Raw genomic sequence first — 17,975 nt, forward strand, 5'->3', positions numbered from 1 at the left:
ACTACGTATACTGACAAACTTTATCAGTAGAAGAAGTGTATTTAGTGTTCATGTTATACAGTACTAGAGTTGCTGAAAGGAACTCTTCATAGTAAAAAGATGATTCATAAAAAGGAGTGTATTTACTTGGAAGATACAAATAAAGAAAAAATTATTCAAATCGTATTGTGCTGTGTTGAAGAAGTGAATGAAAATCTTGAAAATAAAATTGATCTTGAAAAAGGAGTGAAAGCACATCTTTATGATTGGGAAGGGTATTTAGATTCGTTAGGATTGGTATCTTTACTGGTAAGTATTGAACAAGGCTTGGAAGACGAATTGGGTTTATCAGTTGATTTGGTTAATTTAGATACAATGTCGCAACATAATAGCCCATTCAAAACAATAGAAACATTAGTTGCGTATATTTTAGAATGCCAGGAACAATTAAAATCACTGACATGACAAAATATTAAAGGAGAAAATTTAAAAGGAGGTTAGGTATGCATATTGATTTTTTATTTGAAAGATTTGAAATGAATAAAGAATGCGAAGCTATTGTTTGGGAGGATAAAACTTACACATATGAGTGGTTTCTAAATCAAATAAAGATTTATACAAGGGAGTTAAATGAACATAGAAAGATGGATTATACAATAGTCTCTTTGGAAGCGGATTATTCTCCGTACTCTATAGCAATGTTTTTAGCACTTATTGAATTAGGATGTACTGTAGTACCGATATTAAATTCATTGGTTGACAGTAAGAAGAAAGAATACTATGAAATAGTTGAATTAGAAAATGTAATTAAAGTTGAAAGGGCAAGCTTTGAAATAATCAATATACAAAGGGATTACATTCAAAATGAATTATTATTACAACTGAAAAAGTTAAAACATCCAGGATTAGTATTGTTTTCATCTGGTACAACCGGACGTAGTAAAGCAATTGTACATGATTTTACATTACTTCAAAAGAAGTACAGTGTCGCAAGGAGTGCAAAACGTGTTATACCATTTATGTTATTTGATCACATTGGGGGAGTTAATACTCTCTTCCAAATTATTTCCAGCTCAGGGTGTTTGGTAATTATTGATGATCGTACCCCTAATCGAGTATGTAACATGATTGAGAAACATCAAGTACAAGCTCTACCCGCATCACCAACTTTTATAAATTTACTTATACTGAGTGAGGTTTATAAAAAGTATAATTTAAATAGTTTGCAGACCATTTCTTATGGATCAGAAGTTATGCCTGAGGCTACACTAAGTAAAATAAACGAAATATTCCCTCATGTTAAAATTACACAAATGTATGGGTTGTCAGAATATGGAGTTTTATATTCACAATCTAAATCGAATGATTCTTTGTGGATCAAACTAAGCGATAAGAATATTGAGTCAAGAGTAGTGGATGGAATGTTGCAGATTAAATCAATGTCTACAATGATTGGCTATATTAATGCTCCAAGTCCATTTACTCAAGATGGCTGGCTTATGACAGGAGATATGGTGGAAGTAGATGAAGATTATATTAAAATTTTAGGAAGAAAATCAGAGATTATAAATATTGGCGGAGAAAAAGTATTTCCAGCTGAAGTTGAAAATGTAATACAGGTAATGGATGGAGTAGAGGAGGTTGCTGTTGTTGGTGAAAAAAATGCAATCACAGGGCAAATGGTTAAGGCTGTGGTTAAATTAAGTACAAATGAAAGTGTAAGTGAATTTAGAAAGCGATTAAGAGAGTTCTGTAAAGATAAACTACCATTATATAAGATTCCACAGAAAGTGGTATTAACAACTGAGAAAATGCATACAGAGCGTTTTAAAAAAGATAAGAAGGTATTTATGTAACCAAAAGTTGAAGTCCTTTTATACAATAATTTAAAAGTAAATTATAAATCCCTTATATTTTGAAAAAACTTTTTCAAAATATAAGGGATTCTTTTTATTTTTTTCGGATCTAAATTGAGTAATTCATATAAATAAGCTTCTTCGCAAAATAAAAATTTACGTGTTAAGGAGAAACTTTATGTTTATAGAGTTTGTTGTTGTTTATTATTACGATTCGATAGGAGTTTATCTAATGATATAGGTTGGCTGTTATTTACTACAAAAAATAAAGAAACAGCCAATAATAATAAATCAAATTCATACCCTCCTATAAATCCTTGATCAAATTTCACAGTAATAATAGCTCCGGCTATAAGTAAAGAAAATAAGGTTGAAATAATTCGTGTACCAAGCCCCAGAATAACTAAAATTCCACCCACTAGTTCAAGAATTGCTACTGGATATGCAAGCCAATCGAATATTCCTAGGCTGTTGAAGAAATTTTCCGTATTATGAATGCCATCTTGAAATTTTGTGAGTCCATGAGCAAAAAAAGTTAACCCTAATACTAATCTAATAATGAAAAAACTTAAATCATTTTTGTTTGACAATTGATTTTCCCCCATTCAGTGATTTTGAAGTACGATTAGCCATAGATTTTTCCGTTTCCTTATTCTATTGATCTATATATGATATAGAATCAAAAAACAGTATATTTTTTTGTTTTTCAACTTTACTACTTGATCACTTTTTGTTTATAGGAATAAGGTTCTATCCCTTTAATATCCATTTCAATATCCTGAAGTACTGTATTGTTAATCGATCCTTCAATTACTCCAAATGTTTTATTTAGGATGTGACCGGCACTTTTAAACCCAACATAATGTCCACGAACCATACTTGGAAAACATGCACCTAACATGCCTTGTACTGTTATAATTGATTGGAAATGTAGAACCTCAGTAATTAATGTTCCTATCATTGCTATTTTGATTTTACTATTTGGAGGCACTTTAATAGAATGTTCAATTGAAGGAGAGATATGAATTGATTTTGAATTACTTTCGCCTACAAAAGTTGAAATATTAAATTCATTACCCGATTGAAATTTACCTGCAATGATGAGATCTGATTTTAAAGTTAAACCTGTAATAGATTTCGAAGTCCAAGATTGTATATTTACCCATTGTTCTTCTATGGTCACTACAATCTCTTTTTCTTCATTATTAGGATTACATACAAATTGTTCCTTTAGGGTTATTTCATTTATTGAAGGTTTTTCAGGATCTCGAAATATAAAAGGTCCCAGCATTTTATAACAAGCATGATCATAACGTTCAGTAATAGCAGGCTTATTATGAATTGGAAACGTCTCATTATTTACTGCAATTTCATCAGGAAGTATTCCATAAAGATCTTTAAACGCATCCATTATGGAGTCGGTAGTTGAATCTAATGAATCTAGATCTGAAAAAGATAATTTTTCTTGTATAATCATACTAATGCTCCTTACCTATTTGTGTATTTTATTTGTTTGATCGTGGTTAAAAGACAATTAAAATATGAAGCAGAGATAAACTAATAGTTTGACAGATAGAATAATTAATAACTTTTGAGAATAAATTCCATTTTGTGCTGTGGGATTCCTATCAATTAATACTCGTTAAAAATTTATAAAGATTTGATTGAATTTTAGGAAAATAGAGGTTGTTATTGGAAATCTAACTAAGGATAAAGTTATGGATCAATAAACGGATTATTAAGGATGGAAAATAACGGATGAATAGCAGAGAGATGAATGCGAACGAAAGAAAATCTTGTGGATCATAAAGAATTTTAGAGCTAGAGGTATAAATAACAGCACAGATAAGGTTGAAGAAACCTATATCAACTCTAGCTAAATGATAAAAGCCCTGCAGGGGATGCAGGGCAAGACTAAGGGTATTGAAGAATTGTCGATTCTAAAAGTAAAGGACTTCTTGGAATATTTTAAGTTTAACACGTAATATATTAAAACGTTATATAAAGATGTTACATAATTGTGAATATAAAAAACTCTGATAAATATTATGAAAAAGCTGATAATCTATAGAAGCTATAAGGGATTATATTTGCAATGGTGTCTTTATAGAGTTAATAGGGCAGGCTTTTGTTTGTCTTAGTATTCGGGAATCTAGTAGAATTCCTGAATACTAAGACGGGTTCCTGGGTATTACGAGGCATGAAAGCATCAAAAAAGCCCGTACAGAAGCACAGGCCGGTTGATACACATATCGGTAACTAAATATTAACAGAAATACTTAGTAAGTACTATTGAAAAAATAAAAAAATGCTTTCCACCTAAGTCGGTTTGAAGAAAACACATATAATAAAGCACTTTTAGTACACAAGATGTTTTCTTCTAATTATATATTAATCATCCAACAGAGGTGCTTTTTACTTCTTTTATAGAATTTACACATTAAACATATATTTATACGCATTGCATTGTTACTATACGCTAAGGAATAGTAATAAAAAGATGATACCAATAAAACTGTATAAAAACAAAAAGAATCCTAATAGGGGTAATTCTTTATGAAAGTTGAGCATGACAAACCTCCTTGGATATATAGGATATTTTAATATATTGTTGGTCTATTTAAAAGGAAAAACATAATTTGGTACATTGGATTGGAGGATATCTATATAAATAGGTAGAATCTAATTATTTGGTTCACATTTTAATCCAAGGGGTACAAATTCGATGCGACATGAAAAGGATTTGTTGAAACAATGGAAGGCGGATTTGCAAGCTATTCAAGAAGAGAAAAGGCTGAAGAAGAAGGCTAAGAAAAAGAATAAGAAATATAGCATTCCGGGTAATACGGCTGACTTCATGGATGGTAAGAATACTTATCGTAAAGACAATGGGGTATGGAAGCAAAGAAATAAATAATGTGGGGATAAATAAGTTTGATCAAGTTAATAGAGATTATCGGAGGCGCTTCCTTGATCTGGGAGGCGTCTTGTTTGTTGTTAATATTACAAAACAAACGAACACAAAATTAAGATGCGTTAACAAGAAGGGATAGACCTTGCTAAACAAAGTGACGTATAATGGAGCACGCTTTAGAGCTGCTTGCTAATCGTGAAGAAAATGGATATACATTTAAGAAGATATGTGAAGTTACTAGTGTAAGTCGTAAAGTTCTTTATAAGAGGACATAAGAAATAGGTTACATCGTGTTAGGCATTGTTATTATATAGAATAAAGAGAATGGCGCGTATCTAAATAGGATGCTTTTTTACTTACAAAAAAACCTGCAGAACTGCAGATTCTCCTGATAATGCTTTAATTAAGTAAGTCCTGAAATATAATGTAAAGACTTGAAAATGAGTTCAAGGATTTTTGTTGATTCATGCGCCTCTATAATCTTTGTTTTTCAGCTTCTTTCTAATATCTATAAATCCTATAATCATTATTGTCATGCATATTAACTTGAGCCAACGAACCTCATGGTGGAACATTAGACCAGAGAAGAATTCATAAGCGTATAATAAACCGACAATTGGGAATAGCCAAGTCATAAATTTCAAATCTTTTAGATGAAACCTATAATTATTAATCTTTTTCCACATATGTATCAACTCCTATTTTCCTGATGTTCTGTAGTCTTTCTTGATAATATCTCGCATGTTTAGGATAAAAAATAGGAGGAAAACCAAGGCTATGATTCCATTAACCCAGTAGTATGTATGTCCTGCTGTGAATCCAGTATAGAAAGAAAAGGAATTCCAAACTAAAAGGATTGTTGAACAGATAGTAGAGATCAATAATGAACCAAAACTCCTCATGATTGTCACCTCGATTCAAAATGTTAGTAGTTAATTATAATTATACATTTTAATAAATAGATTTAAAAGGGTAGGATATAATAGAAAAGAATCACTGTGAGGAGAGAAATATGGATAGGTAGCGAATCTGCTGCTTTTTTATTTTAAATAGAAAAAGGAATCTCGAAAGATCCCTTTTTCTAATTCCGATATATCTTAATCGCATATAAGTAAAGACATTAAATATCATATAACAATAAAAGAATGTAAACAATAAGTATTTTAGTTAACATAAGGAGGAATTATACAAATTACTTCCTATTAGTACAGAGAGTGGTGGGTGATCTTAGGGAGATAAGGATTTACGACGTTATTACCATAATTAACATTATACCTTTACAGAAAATGTGCTCTTATTTAAAGGGAGATTTTTAGGGGTAGCGCCACATACCCATCAACTTAAGAATTCAGAATTACCCCGAAATGAAAAAGTGAGCATTTTTGTTACAAGTTAGCACAAAATTTCGTTCTGGGGGTAATATTAAATTGTAGCTTGATGGAGATTTGATGTTACCCCTATAAAGGTATGGTTTTCGTACTTTTAAATACAATTATGTCACTTAAGTAATGTGAGCGTCGCTGCTATTACATTGTCCACAAATGAACGTTGGGGGCGAGATTTCATCATAACCGTTAGACCGATTAACGCTACAATCAGTGCCTGTGCCAAAGACTTTGCATCTGTGTTGAATTCCAGCTCACCTGATTGGATTCCTCGTTCGATCGTCTCCTGAAAAATGACGGCGAGATACATTTGATGTTCTCTTGTCAAAATTTCAAATCTCTCATCATGAGGTGCTAGTTCAACCATTGTATTGATACAAAAACAACCTTTACTAAGATCCCCTGCGTATTCTTCATTGACGACATCGGCAAAGAAAATAGAAAATGCCTCTTTTACAGAGGAGTGACTTTGAAGCCTATTTCGTATATCAGAGGCCCGAGACATTGTATACCTGCGAAGTGCGGCTTCAAATAATTCTTTCTTATCTCCAAAAGTCGAATAAATACTAGGGCGTTGAATGCCCATTCTAGAAGTAAGATCACTTAAGGAGGTAGCCTCATATCCTTTCTCCCAAAATAACTGCATTGCTGCATCTAAAACTTGATCCTCATCAAATTCACGGGTTCTTGCCATTAAGAATTCTCCTCCTCAAACTTTGATTTTATTAATTGTTTTAGGATAGGTGCATAGGTAATTACAATTGTTTTTTTATTACCAAACAGTATGTAATTATTATATAATTAGCTATTCTTCATGTCAAATCAAGATCCATTCATTTAATTTAACATTAACTTTAGTGCAAAAACGTTGACATCATGAATAAGGCTAAGTTATATTTACCAGTAATCATATTGTACTGAACGGTATGTTATGATTAAAAATCTAATGTGATTGGAGGTTAAGGTATGTGCAAAACAGAGACAAATATAGAAGATGATCCACTCTACACTAAGATAAGTCATAAATCTTCCATAACAAAACCTAATTTGAATCAACAGCCATCCATGTCGCACGCTTTGGTATTATTGTTTGCGACTGCCTGTGGAATGTCTGTTGCTAATATTTACTTTGCACAGCCGTTGCTAGATCAACTATCTAATGAGTTTGGTATTAACCATTCCATTATTGGTGTTGTTATTACCATTACACAAATTTTTTATGGATTGGGCTTACTACTACTCGTACCGCTTGGAGATTTGCTAAACCAGCGACGTCTAATTGTCGGTCAGATGCTATTATCTACAACAGCTATGGTTATAGTTGGTACTGCTTCCTCCAGCATGGTACTTTTCGCAGGTATGGCTTTGGTGGGTCTGCTTGCAGTTGTGACACAGACTCTCGTGGCATTTGCAGCGACCATCGCTTCCCCTACAGAAAGAGGACGTGTCGTTGGCATTGTAACAAGTGGGATAGTTATTGGCATACTTCTCGCACGTACTTTTGCTGGTATATTAACAGATGTTGCGGGATGGCGTTCTGTATATCTATTTTCTGCAGCGCTCATGCTTTTGATGGTTTTTATGTTTATAAAGATGTCGCCCAATGTTGAGCGCGAGGTAAAATCGCTATCCTATCCGCAGTTGATTAGATCGGTGCTTGCTTTGTTTATTCAAGAACGAACGTTACGCGTTCGCTCCGTTCTAGCCATGCTGATTTTTGCTGATTTCAGCATTTTGTGGACTTCACTAGTACTGCCACTTAGTACACCGCCAATTGCTCTATCTCATAGTGCAATTGGCGCATTCGGTCTTGTAGGTGTCGCTGGAGCCTTGGCTGCGGCACGGGCAGGGAAATTGGCCGATCAAGGTTACGGACAACGAACGACAGGTATTGCTTTAGCTCTATTATTGATTTCATGGTTGTTCATCAGCTATATAGAGCAGTCATTAATCGCATTAGTGATAGGGATAGTTCTACTTGATTTGGCCGTACAAGCAATACATGTCACGAATCAAACCATGATCCTTCCATTGCATACAGAAGCACGGAGTCGACTTACTGCTGGATATATGGTGTTTTATTCTATCGGCAGTGCTGGTGGTTCAATTGCGTCGACTCAAATATACGTACACTTTGGCTGGGGAGGGGTTTCCTTACTCGGAGCCTCTGTGAGTGCTTTAGCTCTTCTTTTTTGGGCTATGACCAGACGAGTTAAGATTTTATGAAATAAACGTGTGTTAGCCAATATGAGAAACACGTTACTACCATAAAGGAAATGATTAATTTTTTTTACTTAAAATCTAATTGGACTAGGAGAGATAACAAATGGAAATAGGTATTACGTCTTTTGTAGAAACGAAACCAGATGTTCATAGTGGTGAAGTGATAAGTCACGCACAGCGATTACGTGAAGTTGTTGAAGAAATCATTCTTGCTGATCAAGTAGGACTTGATGTGTTTGGTGTTGGTGAGCACCAAAGGAAGGATTATGCAGCATCCTCTCCAGCGATGGTTCTATCAGCGGCGGCACCACAAACGAAAAAGATACGGCTCGCGAGTGCAGTATCCGTGCTTTCTTCAGCTGATCCTGTGCGCGTTTTTCAGGATTTTTCTACACTGGATGGCATTTCAAATGGACGCGCAGAGATTATGGCGGGTCGTGGCTCCTTTATCGAATCTTTTCCATTGTTTGGCTATAACTTGAAAGACTATGAAGAACTGTTTGAAGAACATTTGGACCTACTGCTCAAAATACGTCAGTCCGAAAAAGTGACTTGGGAAGGCCGACATAGACCAGCAATCAATAATTTAGGTGTGTATCCAAGACCTGTTCAAAATCCTTTACCTATATGGGTTGGTAGCGGTGGGAATCAGGAATCTGCTATCCGTGCCGGTTTTTTGGGATTACCACTTATGCTGGCGATTATTGGTGGTAGCCCAATGCACTTTGCACGAATTGTACAGCTATATAAGAAAGCAGCGGCTCACGCTGGTCATGATGTATCAAAGCTTCAGGTGGGATCTCATTCAATTGGATTTGTTGGAGAGAATACGGAATTGGCAGCAGATACATTTTTCCCTTCCACTCAGGCAGGTATGAATAAACTTGGTAAAGAGCGGGGGTGGCCTTATTATGATCGTTCCAGCTTTGATGCTGCACGAAGTTTTGAAGGGGCGTTGTATGTTGGTGATCCAGATACAGTCGCCGAAAAAATCATTCATCTTCGTAAGCATGTAGGGATTACACGCTTTATGATGTATGTACCATTAAGTACCATGCCGCATGATCAGGTCATGCGTACCATAGAATTGCTTGGAACAGAAGTTGCCCCTCGTGTAAGAGAGGAGATTGCCAAATGGGAAGCTGAAGGAGAACAGGAGACACATCTATTCAGTTAATTATTCCATAAGGATTACATCAAGTTTCATTATTTAACTGGAGGAATCTATATGAAAATTGACAGTCGAGTATTACCAGAATTAAAACAGGCTTTCTCACAATTTCCAGGCTTTCAATTAGAGGGGGATTTAGAGGCGAGTCGAAGTCTCTTGTTGAATCCACATTTGGAAAAATCAGAGCTTGTAAACATGACCAAGCGAATGATTCCTGGCGCAGCCGGCGAGATGTTAGTTAAAATTTACGAACCCGTTGAGAAGAATAAGAATCTTGATAAACTTCCAGCTATGCTGTGGATTCACGGTGGTGGATACGTAATGGGCCACCCTGATATGGACGATGTTTTGTGTGAACGCTTTGTTCAGACTGCTGAATGCGTTGTTGTGTCTGTCGATTATCGACTGGCGCCCGAACATCCTTATCCAGCGGCTATTGAAGATTGTTATGCAGGCTTGGTTTGGATGACAAATGAGGCAGACTCGCTTGGAATTGATGTGAATCGAGTTGCGATTGCCGGTGCAAGTGGAGGCGGTGGACTAACGGCAGCGCTCGCATTAATGGCTCGTGATAAAGGAGGTCCATCTATTATTTTTCAGATGCCGCTGTATCCGATGCTTGATAGCCACAACATAACACCATCAAGCTATGAGATTATAGAAGACAATGCAACATGGAATAGATCAAACAATGTAACGGCTTGGAATATGTACTTGGGAAAGAAGAACGATACTAACGAACCATCTCCCTATGCGGTACCTTCGAGAGCAGACAACTTAGCAGGACTACCTCCAACTTATACATGTGTAGGTCAACTCGATTTATTCCGAGATGAAATTATTGAATATGTAACACGACTTGCACAAGCAGGAGTAGATGTTGAATTTCATCTCTACCCAGGCTGCTTCCATTGTTTTGAAGTATTTGTGCCTGAAGCCGAAGTGAGTCTGCGTGCCAGTCAGAATTATTTTGATGCGATGGCACGGGCGCTTCATCCATAATTTATCTTACTTCAGTCATCGGGGTGTTCAACTGAAGGCATGAGTGATAGCTCTAAATTTATTCAATGAGTAGAGATTACAGAAAGAAGTACAAATAGTGCCACCATATACTTTAAATTTTGCCCCTTACTCATTGATTAAAAACAGGAAATACTTCAAAGGTGGAATAGTTAACCAAGGTTTCAAAATAGTGTGCTAGCAATTCAACTTTTTTACTGCAGTTACGATGATAAGCACAATCAACACTTTGGAGCGTTTTTTTCGTAATTCGAGTTACTTTTTTAATCGCATTCATACTAAACAGCAGCAGGAAAGGGCGCCAATTGAACATTGGCACCGTTTATAAGAAGCGATAGACTGCATCCTTAGCTGGATCTTCATTTCAAGCCCGAAAAAAATAGAATTAAGTTCTTTTGGTAGTTGATGATATTGGTTATTTTGAGCTATTGTAGTTAAGGCACCTCTTCTGTGGTAGTGATTTCTAGGTAATCTCACTATACCAAGGATCGAGGTGTTTTTCATTTTACTCAAGTTGTACAGTACACAATTGATAGACTCTAAATTCAATATAGGTAAATCTCCCAGCTTATTTTATAGGTGCGAAAGTTGAGTTATTTAATTCCCATCTTAATGAAGAATTATTGAAATATATTTCTCCATTAGAATCGGAACACATTAATATTCTAGGAAAATACCGATTTAGTATAAAAGAAATTGCATCATTAGACTCCCTACAATCACTACAAACAACTTAACAGTAAAAAACCAATTATTCTCTTAGAGTACCGGAAATCGGCTTTTTCTTATGAAATTTTGCTTTGCGTACGAAATTCGCGTTTTGATGGTGTTACCCCATCGCTATCAAGCTAAGGTTATGTAAAATCAATTTCAGGTTAGAAAATCCCTATGTTCTAATGACTAATTGTATATTATTTAAAGAATTGCATACGAAATAAACCCTAATGGGTTTTGCTTTTTTAAAATTAAGCTGCATGAGTATGAGACATGGAATAATTGTATACGATGCCTAAAATATCAAAGACTGTTTTTTTGTGAAGCCTTGTCAATTGAGTGGAAAATTAGTTTGAAAGAAACACTTGAATTCTACAGGTCGATAAATCAAGAAACTGTATTACTTTGGTTAATCAACATACGTGTTAATTTATAGTATAATGATTGCTTGAAATAATGCGGTGAAAAACAGGGAAAAGAGGGAAACTATGCCTACTATACTAGTTGCTGACGACGATGCGAACATTCGCGAACTCGTCTGTTTATTTCTACGCAACGACGGATTCGCAACAGCTGAAGCAGCGGATGGCAAGGAAGCGCTGGCTGTCTACATCTCAAAGAATGTCGATCTTGTCGTACTTGACATTATGATGCCGATTATGGATGGTTGGACGTTAAGCAAGGAGCTCCGAAGAGCCAATCCTGATCTACCTTTACTTATGCTGACTGCGAGAGGAGAAACATGGGAGAAAGTGAAAGGTTTCGAACTTGGAACGGACGATTATTTAACCAAACCATTCGATCCGTTAGAGTTGACGGTTCGTGTTAGGGCACTACTCAAACGATACAAGATTGGCTCCACGCAGACGATCCATTTAGGGAACGTCATCCTTGATCGACAGACCTATAAGGTGATGAAAGGGACGGAGTCGCTTACGTTGCCGCTAAAGGAGTTCGAATTGCTGTATAAGCTCGCTGGAACACCCGGACAAGTCTATACGCGCGTGCAGTTGATCGATCAGATTTGGGGTATCGATTACGCCGGAGATGATCGAACGGTAGACGTACATATTAAACGGCTGCGTGAACGGTTCGCGACAACACCCGATTTTCGGATCGAAACGGTGCGCGGACTTGGGTATCGGCTTGAGGTTTATGAATGATCAGATCCTTATATATACGTGTTGTCCTGACATTTTTAGTCTCCATCATCGGGGGCACGATCATTTCTTTTTTGGTGTCAACTTGGATATTCGAGGATAAATTGAACGAAAACGCTCAAATCAACTCACGTAACTTTGGCCAAGACATCGTCCGGATTTACAAGACCTTTCCGTTACGTGAAGCGGACTTGTTCGTAAGTGAAATGAAGCAGCTCGATTCTTATTATATTCGAATTTACGAAGCAACGGGTCAGTTCAAGTCTTACGGTAAACTTCACGGACACAAACCTGCGCCTGTGACGATGGAGCAACTAAAGAAAGTATTAGATGGAGGTGTTGTTCAGGACACTCCTAATGGTATTGCCACGGTCCTCTTAGGGTTGCCGTTGAAAACGGAAATGGGAACGAAAGCGATATTTTTGGAAGCGCTCGCCCCTCCTTCAGCCTCTTTTGTCACAAAGTGGGCAGTGGTCTTTGCAACATGTTCGTTGATTGCAGGAAGCTTATTGATTCTAGTTGCCTCTGTATTCCTGGTAAGACCGATAAAAAAGCTGACAAAAGCGACCAGGCGGATAGCATCTGGAGATTTCAACGTCAAGTTGAATATTAAGCAAACGAGTGAGCTGGGTACTTTGGCTCGCAGCTTCGAAGAAATGATGCACGATCTGCAGCAACTTGAGCAGATGCGCAGGGAATTCGTAACGAACGTGTCGCACGAGGTTCAGTCTCCGCTCACTTCGATATCCGGTTATGCTCTAGTACTTAAGCAAGTTGACCTCTCAGAATACGAACGAAGCCGTTATCTTGATATTATCATCGCTGAAGCGAAAAGGATGTCCAAAATGAGCGATAACCTGCTAAAGCTGAGTTTTCTTGAATCGCAGTCAAAGCAACTACGGCTCGTCACGCTCAGCCTCGATGAACAAATCCGACGGACCATTGTGGCGCTACAGCCACAATGGTCTGCTCGCGATATACATTTCGAGCTTGATTTACAGACGGTTAAAGTAACGGCTGATCATGACCTGTTAAATCAGGTATGGACGAATATCCTCAGAAATAGCATCAAATTTTCCGAGGATGCCGGCGTGATTAACGTAAGCATCAAACAAGATACCAAAAACGTGACAATCCTAATATCCGACACTGGTATTGGTATTCACCTTGACGACCAGAAGCGTATATTCGAGCGTTTTTTTAAGGCCGATCGTTCCCACAGTCGTAAGTATGACGGAAGTGGTATGGGACTCGCTATCGTTAAACAGATCGTGTCGCTTCATCAAGGTGACATCCGAGTGAAGAGTGAACTTGGTCAAGGAACGACCTTCATTGTCACCTTGCCAATCACTACACCAACAGATTAGTTAGATTCATTCTCTATGCTACGACTCATATGCAAACTTACTTGCATATAGAGCCGTAGCATATTTTTTGCAGTTCATATTCAGTTCATATTGTCGTCATGGTGAGTACATCTTCATTGATTAAGTTTTCATTACAGGCACATAAAGCAAGGCAAACAGATCAGGACAGGAGAAGATGACAGTGACACAACAAGAGGAAAAGAAAACGCTGAGTGGAATGAAAATAAAGAAAGTGCGAAGCATCTTACTTAAAACCATAGGAGCAATCGTTCTAGCCATTGTACTTTTTTTAGGTATTGTTTATATCGTAAATGTGATGAGTAGTCATTCGGAGCAAAAACGAATAGTGCCCTACGGGCAGCACGTATCTGTAGACGGGAAAAACATGAATGTGTTAATACAAGGCGAGGGCGAGGAAACAATCGTGCTCCTGCCTGGTTATGGAACAGCTACTCCAGGGCTTGATTTTAAGCTTCTTATCGATGAATTATCTCCATTTTACAAAGTTGTTGCGGTAGAGCCTTTCGGTTATGGATTAAGTGATGAAACTGAAAAAGAGCGAACCACGGAGAATATGGTAAGTGAAGTTCATGAAGCTCTACAGCAGCTTAATATTAACAGATACATGCTCATGGGCCACTCCATTACAGGTATTTATGGAATTGATTATGTGAACAAATATCCAAACGAGGTGACTGCATTTGTCGGAATCGATAGCAGTGTTGCAACACAACCGGGTATGGATATCAATTTCCCATTAAAAACGTTTGCATATCTCAAAAAATCAGGTCTCTTAAGATTGGCTATGAAAATTAGTGCTGACCCCTATGCTGGACTGGCATTTGATGAAAAAACCGTAGAGCAAATGAAAATGATTTCGAATAAAAACATGTATAATGACACAACCTTGAATGAGATGGACCATATTTCGTCTAATTTTAAAGGGGCTCAAGGTTTAATCTTCCCTAAATATCTTCCACTTCTTCTCTTTTTACAAGCGAATAATGAAGATGTAGCAGGATGGATACCTCTGCATGAAGGGCAGATAAAAGACTCGGTACATGGAAAAGTAGTAACCATGGATGGATCACATTATTTACACCATACCAAATTCAAAGAAATCGCTGAAAACGTTAGACTATTTATGAAAGAAGTAAAGTAAGTGTTGAGAGAAAGGTTCATTCGTTATTTTATGCATTTGTCTACAGTCTGCAAGACCATCATTTCGATGGTCTTTTTTATCATTTTAGCCAAGAAGACTCCTTCCTCAAGGAGCGTGAAGGGTCACAGCCCAGTGAGTAGGTGGGAGATGAATTGGCTTCGAACAAAGGATGGAAGAAAGCCATCTTAATTGTTCGACATACAGAAAGTGTTACGCCACTATCCTATTTTTGAACCTGTTCAAAAATATACTGTTGCATTTTATGGGCAAGCTCAATTGCACTTCTATCCTTATCACCTTTTAAAGTCCAGTTTATGTGTACCATAGCATTAGCGGTGTACAATTGAGCCAGATAGTCAATAGAGGCACTAGAATCGCTTAGTTTTTCGTTCAAGTAAGAAAGACAAGTTTGGTATAAAATTGTCTCCAATTCAACACGTAAATCTGCAAAAGGGACATGTACATTTAACAGAGTAGCAATCTCTGTCTTATTTGCAGCAATTTGGTCCATAATCATTTCAAGTACTTGAGCAACATTGCCTTGATTCCCAGACTTAAAGCGTAATTTTATTTCATTTTTAAAAAAAACGGCATATTTATTTACTATTTTCTCCATCAAATCATACTTATCTACATAGTGACTATAAAAAGTGGATTTGCTAATTAACGAACGGCTACAAATGTCTTTTATTGTAATTTGATTGAAATCTTTTTCATTCAAGAGGATAATTAGTGCTTCTGAAATATTTTTTTTAGTCTTGTATATTCGAACGTCCTCTTCCATAAAATCAATCCCCCTTAAAAAGAAGCTTTTCGAACCATTAGAATACAAATTGTTCGATTTCCTACTTATTAAACTCTTTTGTTTATTGTTAGACAAGATAGATTCCATTACCATTGTTTTGTAATTAATAAGAGGAGGAATAAAATGTTTAAAAACTATGTTAACAATGAGCAATTTAATTTGCAAATCAATCGTTTCTTAAATGACTACTATCAGGAGGATGAAAGGGCAAACAGTGATTTAAAAGGTATTATTCCAAGACTAACCGATATAGAAAGCTGGTATGAAACTTGGCTAGAATATGCGATAAAGCGAGAAGAACAGTACCATTATGATCTTGCATCTGTCTACTATCAAGCTGCTGAATTTTATCTAACTCCATCAGATCCTAACAAAAATAGAATGTATCAAAAATATCGCGAGACCTTCTATAAAGGTTTTAGTGATTTTGACTATGAACCCTATCAAGTCCCATATGAGAATTCCTTACTTCCAGCAGTTAAATTAATTGAACCTGGTGCCAATAAAACGTTACTGGTATTTGGTGGCTATGATTCCTATATGGAAGAAATGGTTAAGATGATGAATTTCATTAGAGGAATTGACTATAATATTATCGTCTTTGATGGTCCTGGGCAAGGGTCAGCATTAAAAAATGGTTTGAAATTCATTCATAACTGGGAAAAACCAGTTGCTGCAATAATTGACTACTTTAAATTAAATCGTGTCAGCATTATGGGAGCTTCCTGGGGAGGCTATTTAGCAATGCGTGCTGCTGCATTTGAAAAAAGGATTGACAAAGTGATTGCATTTAATATTTTCTATAGCGGTCTTGATGCATTAAAAATTCGGATGCCGGATGACGTCTGGAATAGGCTGACTACCCTTTTGACTGCTAATAAAGCAGCTGATGTCAATGCAATGATTGAAAATATGATGGCCACAAATATCGACTTAAAGTGGAAAATTATAAAAGGTATGGAAAACACAGGTGAGAAAACACCATTTACATTGATTAAAAATTTTGAGAAACATACGATGGCTGGAATAAGTCAGTTTATTAATCAGGATGTATTGCTTCTGGCTGGAGAAGATGATCAGTATGTTCCAATCAGTCGTCTACCGCAAATCCAGCATGAACTGTGTAATGCAGCTTCAATTACTACGAAAGTCTTTACCAAAGAAACCGGTGGTGAACAACACTGTCAGGCTGGCCATCGAGACTTGGCTTTTAATGAAATGAAAAATTTTCTTAAATAGAGGTTACACCCCGTGCCCATCAACCTAAGAATTCAGAATTACTCCAAAACGAAAAAATGAGCTTTTTTGTTACAAGTTAGCAAAAAATTTAGTTCTGGGGGGAAATATAAAATTTTAGCTTGATAGCAATGTGGTGGTACCCCTTTTAGCAAAAAAATCAAAGCTTAAAACGTTTAGGGGTCACGGCATTAACTATGGGATTATTAGGTGCAGGGATTCTACCAAGTAATTCATATGCAGATGAAGGGAATATTACTAAAGTACAATCAATTTCATCTAACAAACTTACAGAAGGACGCGTATTGAATTATATTAATACTAAAGAAAGTAATGAATTTCTGACTGATAAGGAAGTCAAATCAATTAATCTATCTGATTTAAATGCTATATATCAAGAAGTGAAAAACATTACTGCCAGTAAATCCGAAGACGAACTAAATCGAATTGTAGCTGAAAAGATTAAAAATAATCAATCAGTATCACTTCGCTCCGCATATTTCTAATGGCGTTGATAAGGAAATGGACTTGTATAATAATGAAGTTGGTAGAACGATTGCTTACAACAATTATTCCTGGAGTATTAATCAATATAGTAGTCACATAAGAAATGAAGTTGCAAATGGTTCAATGGTTAGAATTGTTGAAGACAAACTAGTTAGAACAAATGGCGATCTTTAATAAAATATCTTAATAAAAAGAAGTTATACTGCATAAATGCGTTTTTTCTTTCGTATAAGGCAAAATCAATATAAGATAAGAGAATTCATATGAAATAATACCTTATAGAAAATGAGAATAATCTATAGGGTATTTTTAATATGAAGAGAGAATAGTTGGAATAAGTGAAGATAGAAGGGTGTAATTATTATTCTAAAAAACAAACAACAAGTTCGCACGAAATACCAATTTTACGAATAATAAGATGTATAATTAAAAATCTAATACAGTATTTAGGGATTTCGAGCTCGATAGCATAAATC

The 17,975-nt window shown here is 36.2% G+C and carries 18 protein-coding genes and 1 pseudogene; 13 read left to right on the forward strand and 6 right to left on the reverse strand.

Features of this window, described 5'->3' with window-relative positions:
• Positions 1–126: 126 nt before the first annotated feature.
• Entirely contained in the window at positions 127–444 is a 318-nt protein-coding gene (locus MRP26_RS20535) for a hypothetical protein (protein WP_000390268.1), read from the forward strand.
• 38 nt (positions 445–482) lie between these two features.
• Positions 483–1,835, forward strand: coding sequence for an ANL family adenylate-forming protein (locus MRP26_RS20540; RefSeq protein WP_063549991.1), 1,353 nt, complete (start codon positions 483–485; stop codon positions 1,833–1,835).
• Positions 1,836–2,017: 182 nt separating this feature from the next.
• Here MRP26_RS20540 and MRP26_RS20545 read toward each other — a convergent pair whose 3' ends face one another.
• Together MRP26_RS20545 and MRP26_RS20550 are read right to left on the reverse strand one after the other, a co-directional pair.
• The gene (locus MRP26_RS20545; protein WP_000066503.1) at positions 2,018–2,425 is read right to left on the reverse strand and encodes a DoxX family protein; all 408 of its coding nucleotides are present in this window, start codon (positions 2,423–2,425) and stop codon (positions 2,018–2,020) included.
• A gap of 125 nt (positions 2,426–2,550) precedes the next feature.
• Positions 2,551–3,312, reverse strand: a complete 762-nt coding sequence (locus tag MRP26_RS20550) for a hypothetical protein (protein WP_000586616.1) — start codon at positions 3,310–3,312, stop codon at positions 2,551–2,553.
• Positions 3,313–4,560: 1,248 nt separating this feature from the next.
• Here MRP26_RS20550 and MRP26_RS20555 point away from each other — a divergent pair.
• Complete coding sequence (locus tag MRP26_RS20555) at positions 4,561–4,752, forward strand: hypothetical protein (RefSeq protein WP_001215520.1); 192 nt, start codon at positions 4,561–4,563, stop codon at positions 4,750–4,752.
• 161 nt (positions 4,753–4,913) lie between these two features.
• Positions 4,914–5,024, forward strand: a pseudogene (locus tag MRP26_RS20560) (recombinase family protein); the annotation flags it as partial.
• A gap of 189 nt (positions 5,025–5,213) precedes the next feature.
• Here MRP26_RS20560 and MRP26_RS20565 read toward each other — a convergent pair.
• The 3 genes from MRP26_RS20565 to MRP26_RS20575 all read right to left on the reverse strand — a co-directional run bounded on the left by MRP26_RS20565 (position 5,214) and on the right by MRP26_RS20575 (position 6,828).
• Positions 5,214–5,435, reverse strand: a complete 222-nt coding sequence (locus MRP26_RS20565; protein ID WP_000265604.1) for a hypothetical protein — start codon at positions 5,433–5,435, stop codon at positions 5,214–5,216.
• 12 nt (positions 5,436–5,447) lie between these two features.
• Entirely contained in the window at positions 5,448–5,651 is a 204-nt protein-coding gene (locus MRP26_RS20570) for a hypothetical protein (RefSeq protein ID WP_097987428.1), read from the reverse strand.
• 595 nt (positions 5,652–6,246) lie between these two features.
• A complete protein-coding gene (locus tag MRP26_RS20575; protein ID WP_002066413.1) occupies positions 6,247–6,828 on the reverse strand; it encodes a TetR/AcrR family transcriptional regulator in 582 nt (193 codons plus the stop codon).
• A gap of 272 nt (positions 6,829–7,100) precedes the next feature.
• Between MRP26_RS20575 and MRP26_RS20580 the strand changes: the two genes are divergently transcribed.
• The 6 genes from MRP26_RS20580 (at position 7,101) to MRP26_RS20605 (ending at position 14,951) form a co-directional block, all read left to right on the forward strand.
• Entirely contained in the window at positions 7,101–8,360 is a 1,260-nt protein-coding gene (locus MRP26_RS20580) for an MFS transporter (RefSeq protein WP_097987427.1), read from the forward strand.
• Between the two features lie 100 nt (positions 8,361–8,460).
• A complete protein-coding gene (locus MRP26_RS20585; RefSeq protein ID WP_097987426.1) occupies positions 8,461–9,534 on the forward strand; it encodes an LLM class flavin-dependent oxidoreductase in 1,074 nt (357 codons plus the stop codon).
• Between the two features lie 51 nt (positions 9,535–9,585).
• Positions 9,586–10,530, forward strand: coding sequence for an alpha/beta hydrolase (locus tag MRP26_RS20590; RefSeq protein WP_097987425.1), 945 nt, complete (start codon positions 9,586–9,588; stop codon positions 10,528–10,530).
• A 1,220-nt stretch (positions 10,531–11,750) separates the two neighbouring features.
• On the forward strand, positions 11,751–12,425 hold the full coding sequence (locus MRP26_RS20595; protein ID WP_016082882.1) for a response regulator transcription factor: 675 nt from the start codon (positions 11,751–11,753) through the stop codon (positions 12,423–12,425).
• Positions 12,422–13,789 (forward strand): sensor histidine kinase, encoded by a 1,368-nt coding sequence (locus MRP26_RS20600; RefSeq protein WP_242806784.1) that lies wholly within the window; start codon positions 12,422–12,424, stop codon positions 13,787–13,789. The genes MRP26_RS20595 and MRP26_RS20600 overlap by 4 nt, the downstream gene beginning before the upstream one ends.
• Before the next feature lie 181 nt (positions 13,790–13,970).
• Positions 13,971–14,951, forward strand: coding sequence for an alpha/beta hydrolase (locus MRP26_RS20605; RefSeq protein ID WP_016082880.1), 981 nt, complete (start codon positions 13,971–13,973; stop codon positions 14,949–14,951).
• Between the two features lie 223 nt (positions 14,952–15,174).
• Here MRP26_RS20605 and MRP26_RS20610 read toward each other — a convergent pair whose 3' ends face one another.
• Complete coding sequence (locus MRP26_RS20610; RefSeq protein WP_098377021.1) at positions 15,175–15,735, reverse strand: TetR/AcrR family transcriptional regulator; 561 nt, start codon at positions 15,733–15,735, stop codon at positions 15,175–15,177.
• 144 nt (positions 15,736–15,879) lie between these two features.
• Here MRP26_RS20610 and MRP26_RS20615 point away from each other — a divergent pair, with 144 nt between their 5' ends.
• The 3 genes from MRP26_RS20615 to MRP26_RS31075 all read left to right on the forward strand — a co-directional run bounded on the left by MRP26_RS20615 (position 15,880) and on the right by MRP26_RS31075 (position 17,673).
• Positions 15,880–16,995, forward strand: a complete 1,116-nt coding sequence (locus MRP26_RS20615; RefSeq protein ID WP_000475981.1) for an alpha/beta fold hydrolase — start codon at positions 15,880–15,882, stop codon at positions 16,993–16,995.
• Positions 16,996–17,189: 194 nt separating this feature from the next.
• Positions 17,190–17,498 (forward strand): hypothetical protein, encoded by a 309-nt coding sequence (locus tag MRP26_RS20620; protein ID WP_242806786.1) that lies wholly within the window; start codon positions 17,190–17,192, stop codon positions 17,496–17,498.
• Between the two features lie 16 nt (positions 17,499–17,514).
• Positions 17,515–17,673 (forward strand): hypothetical protein, encoded by a 159-nt coding sequence (locus tag MRP26_RS31075; protein WP_481747183.1) that lies wholly within the window; start codon positions 17,515–17,517, stop codon positions 17,671–17,673.
• The last annotated feature ends 302 nt before the right edge of the window (positions 17,674–17,975 follow it).

This window comes from Bacillus sp. CCB-MMP212 (genome assembly GCF_022748145.1).
Lineage (GTDB): Bacteria > Bacillota > Bacilli > Bacillales > Bacillaceae_G > Bacillus_A > Bacillus_A cereus.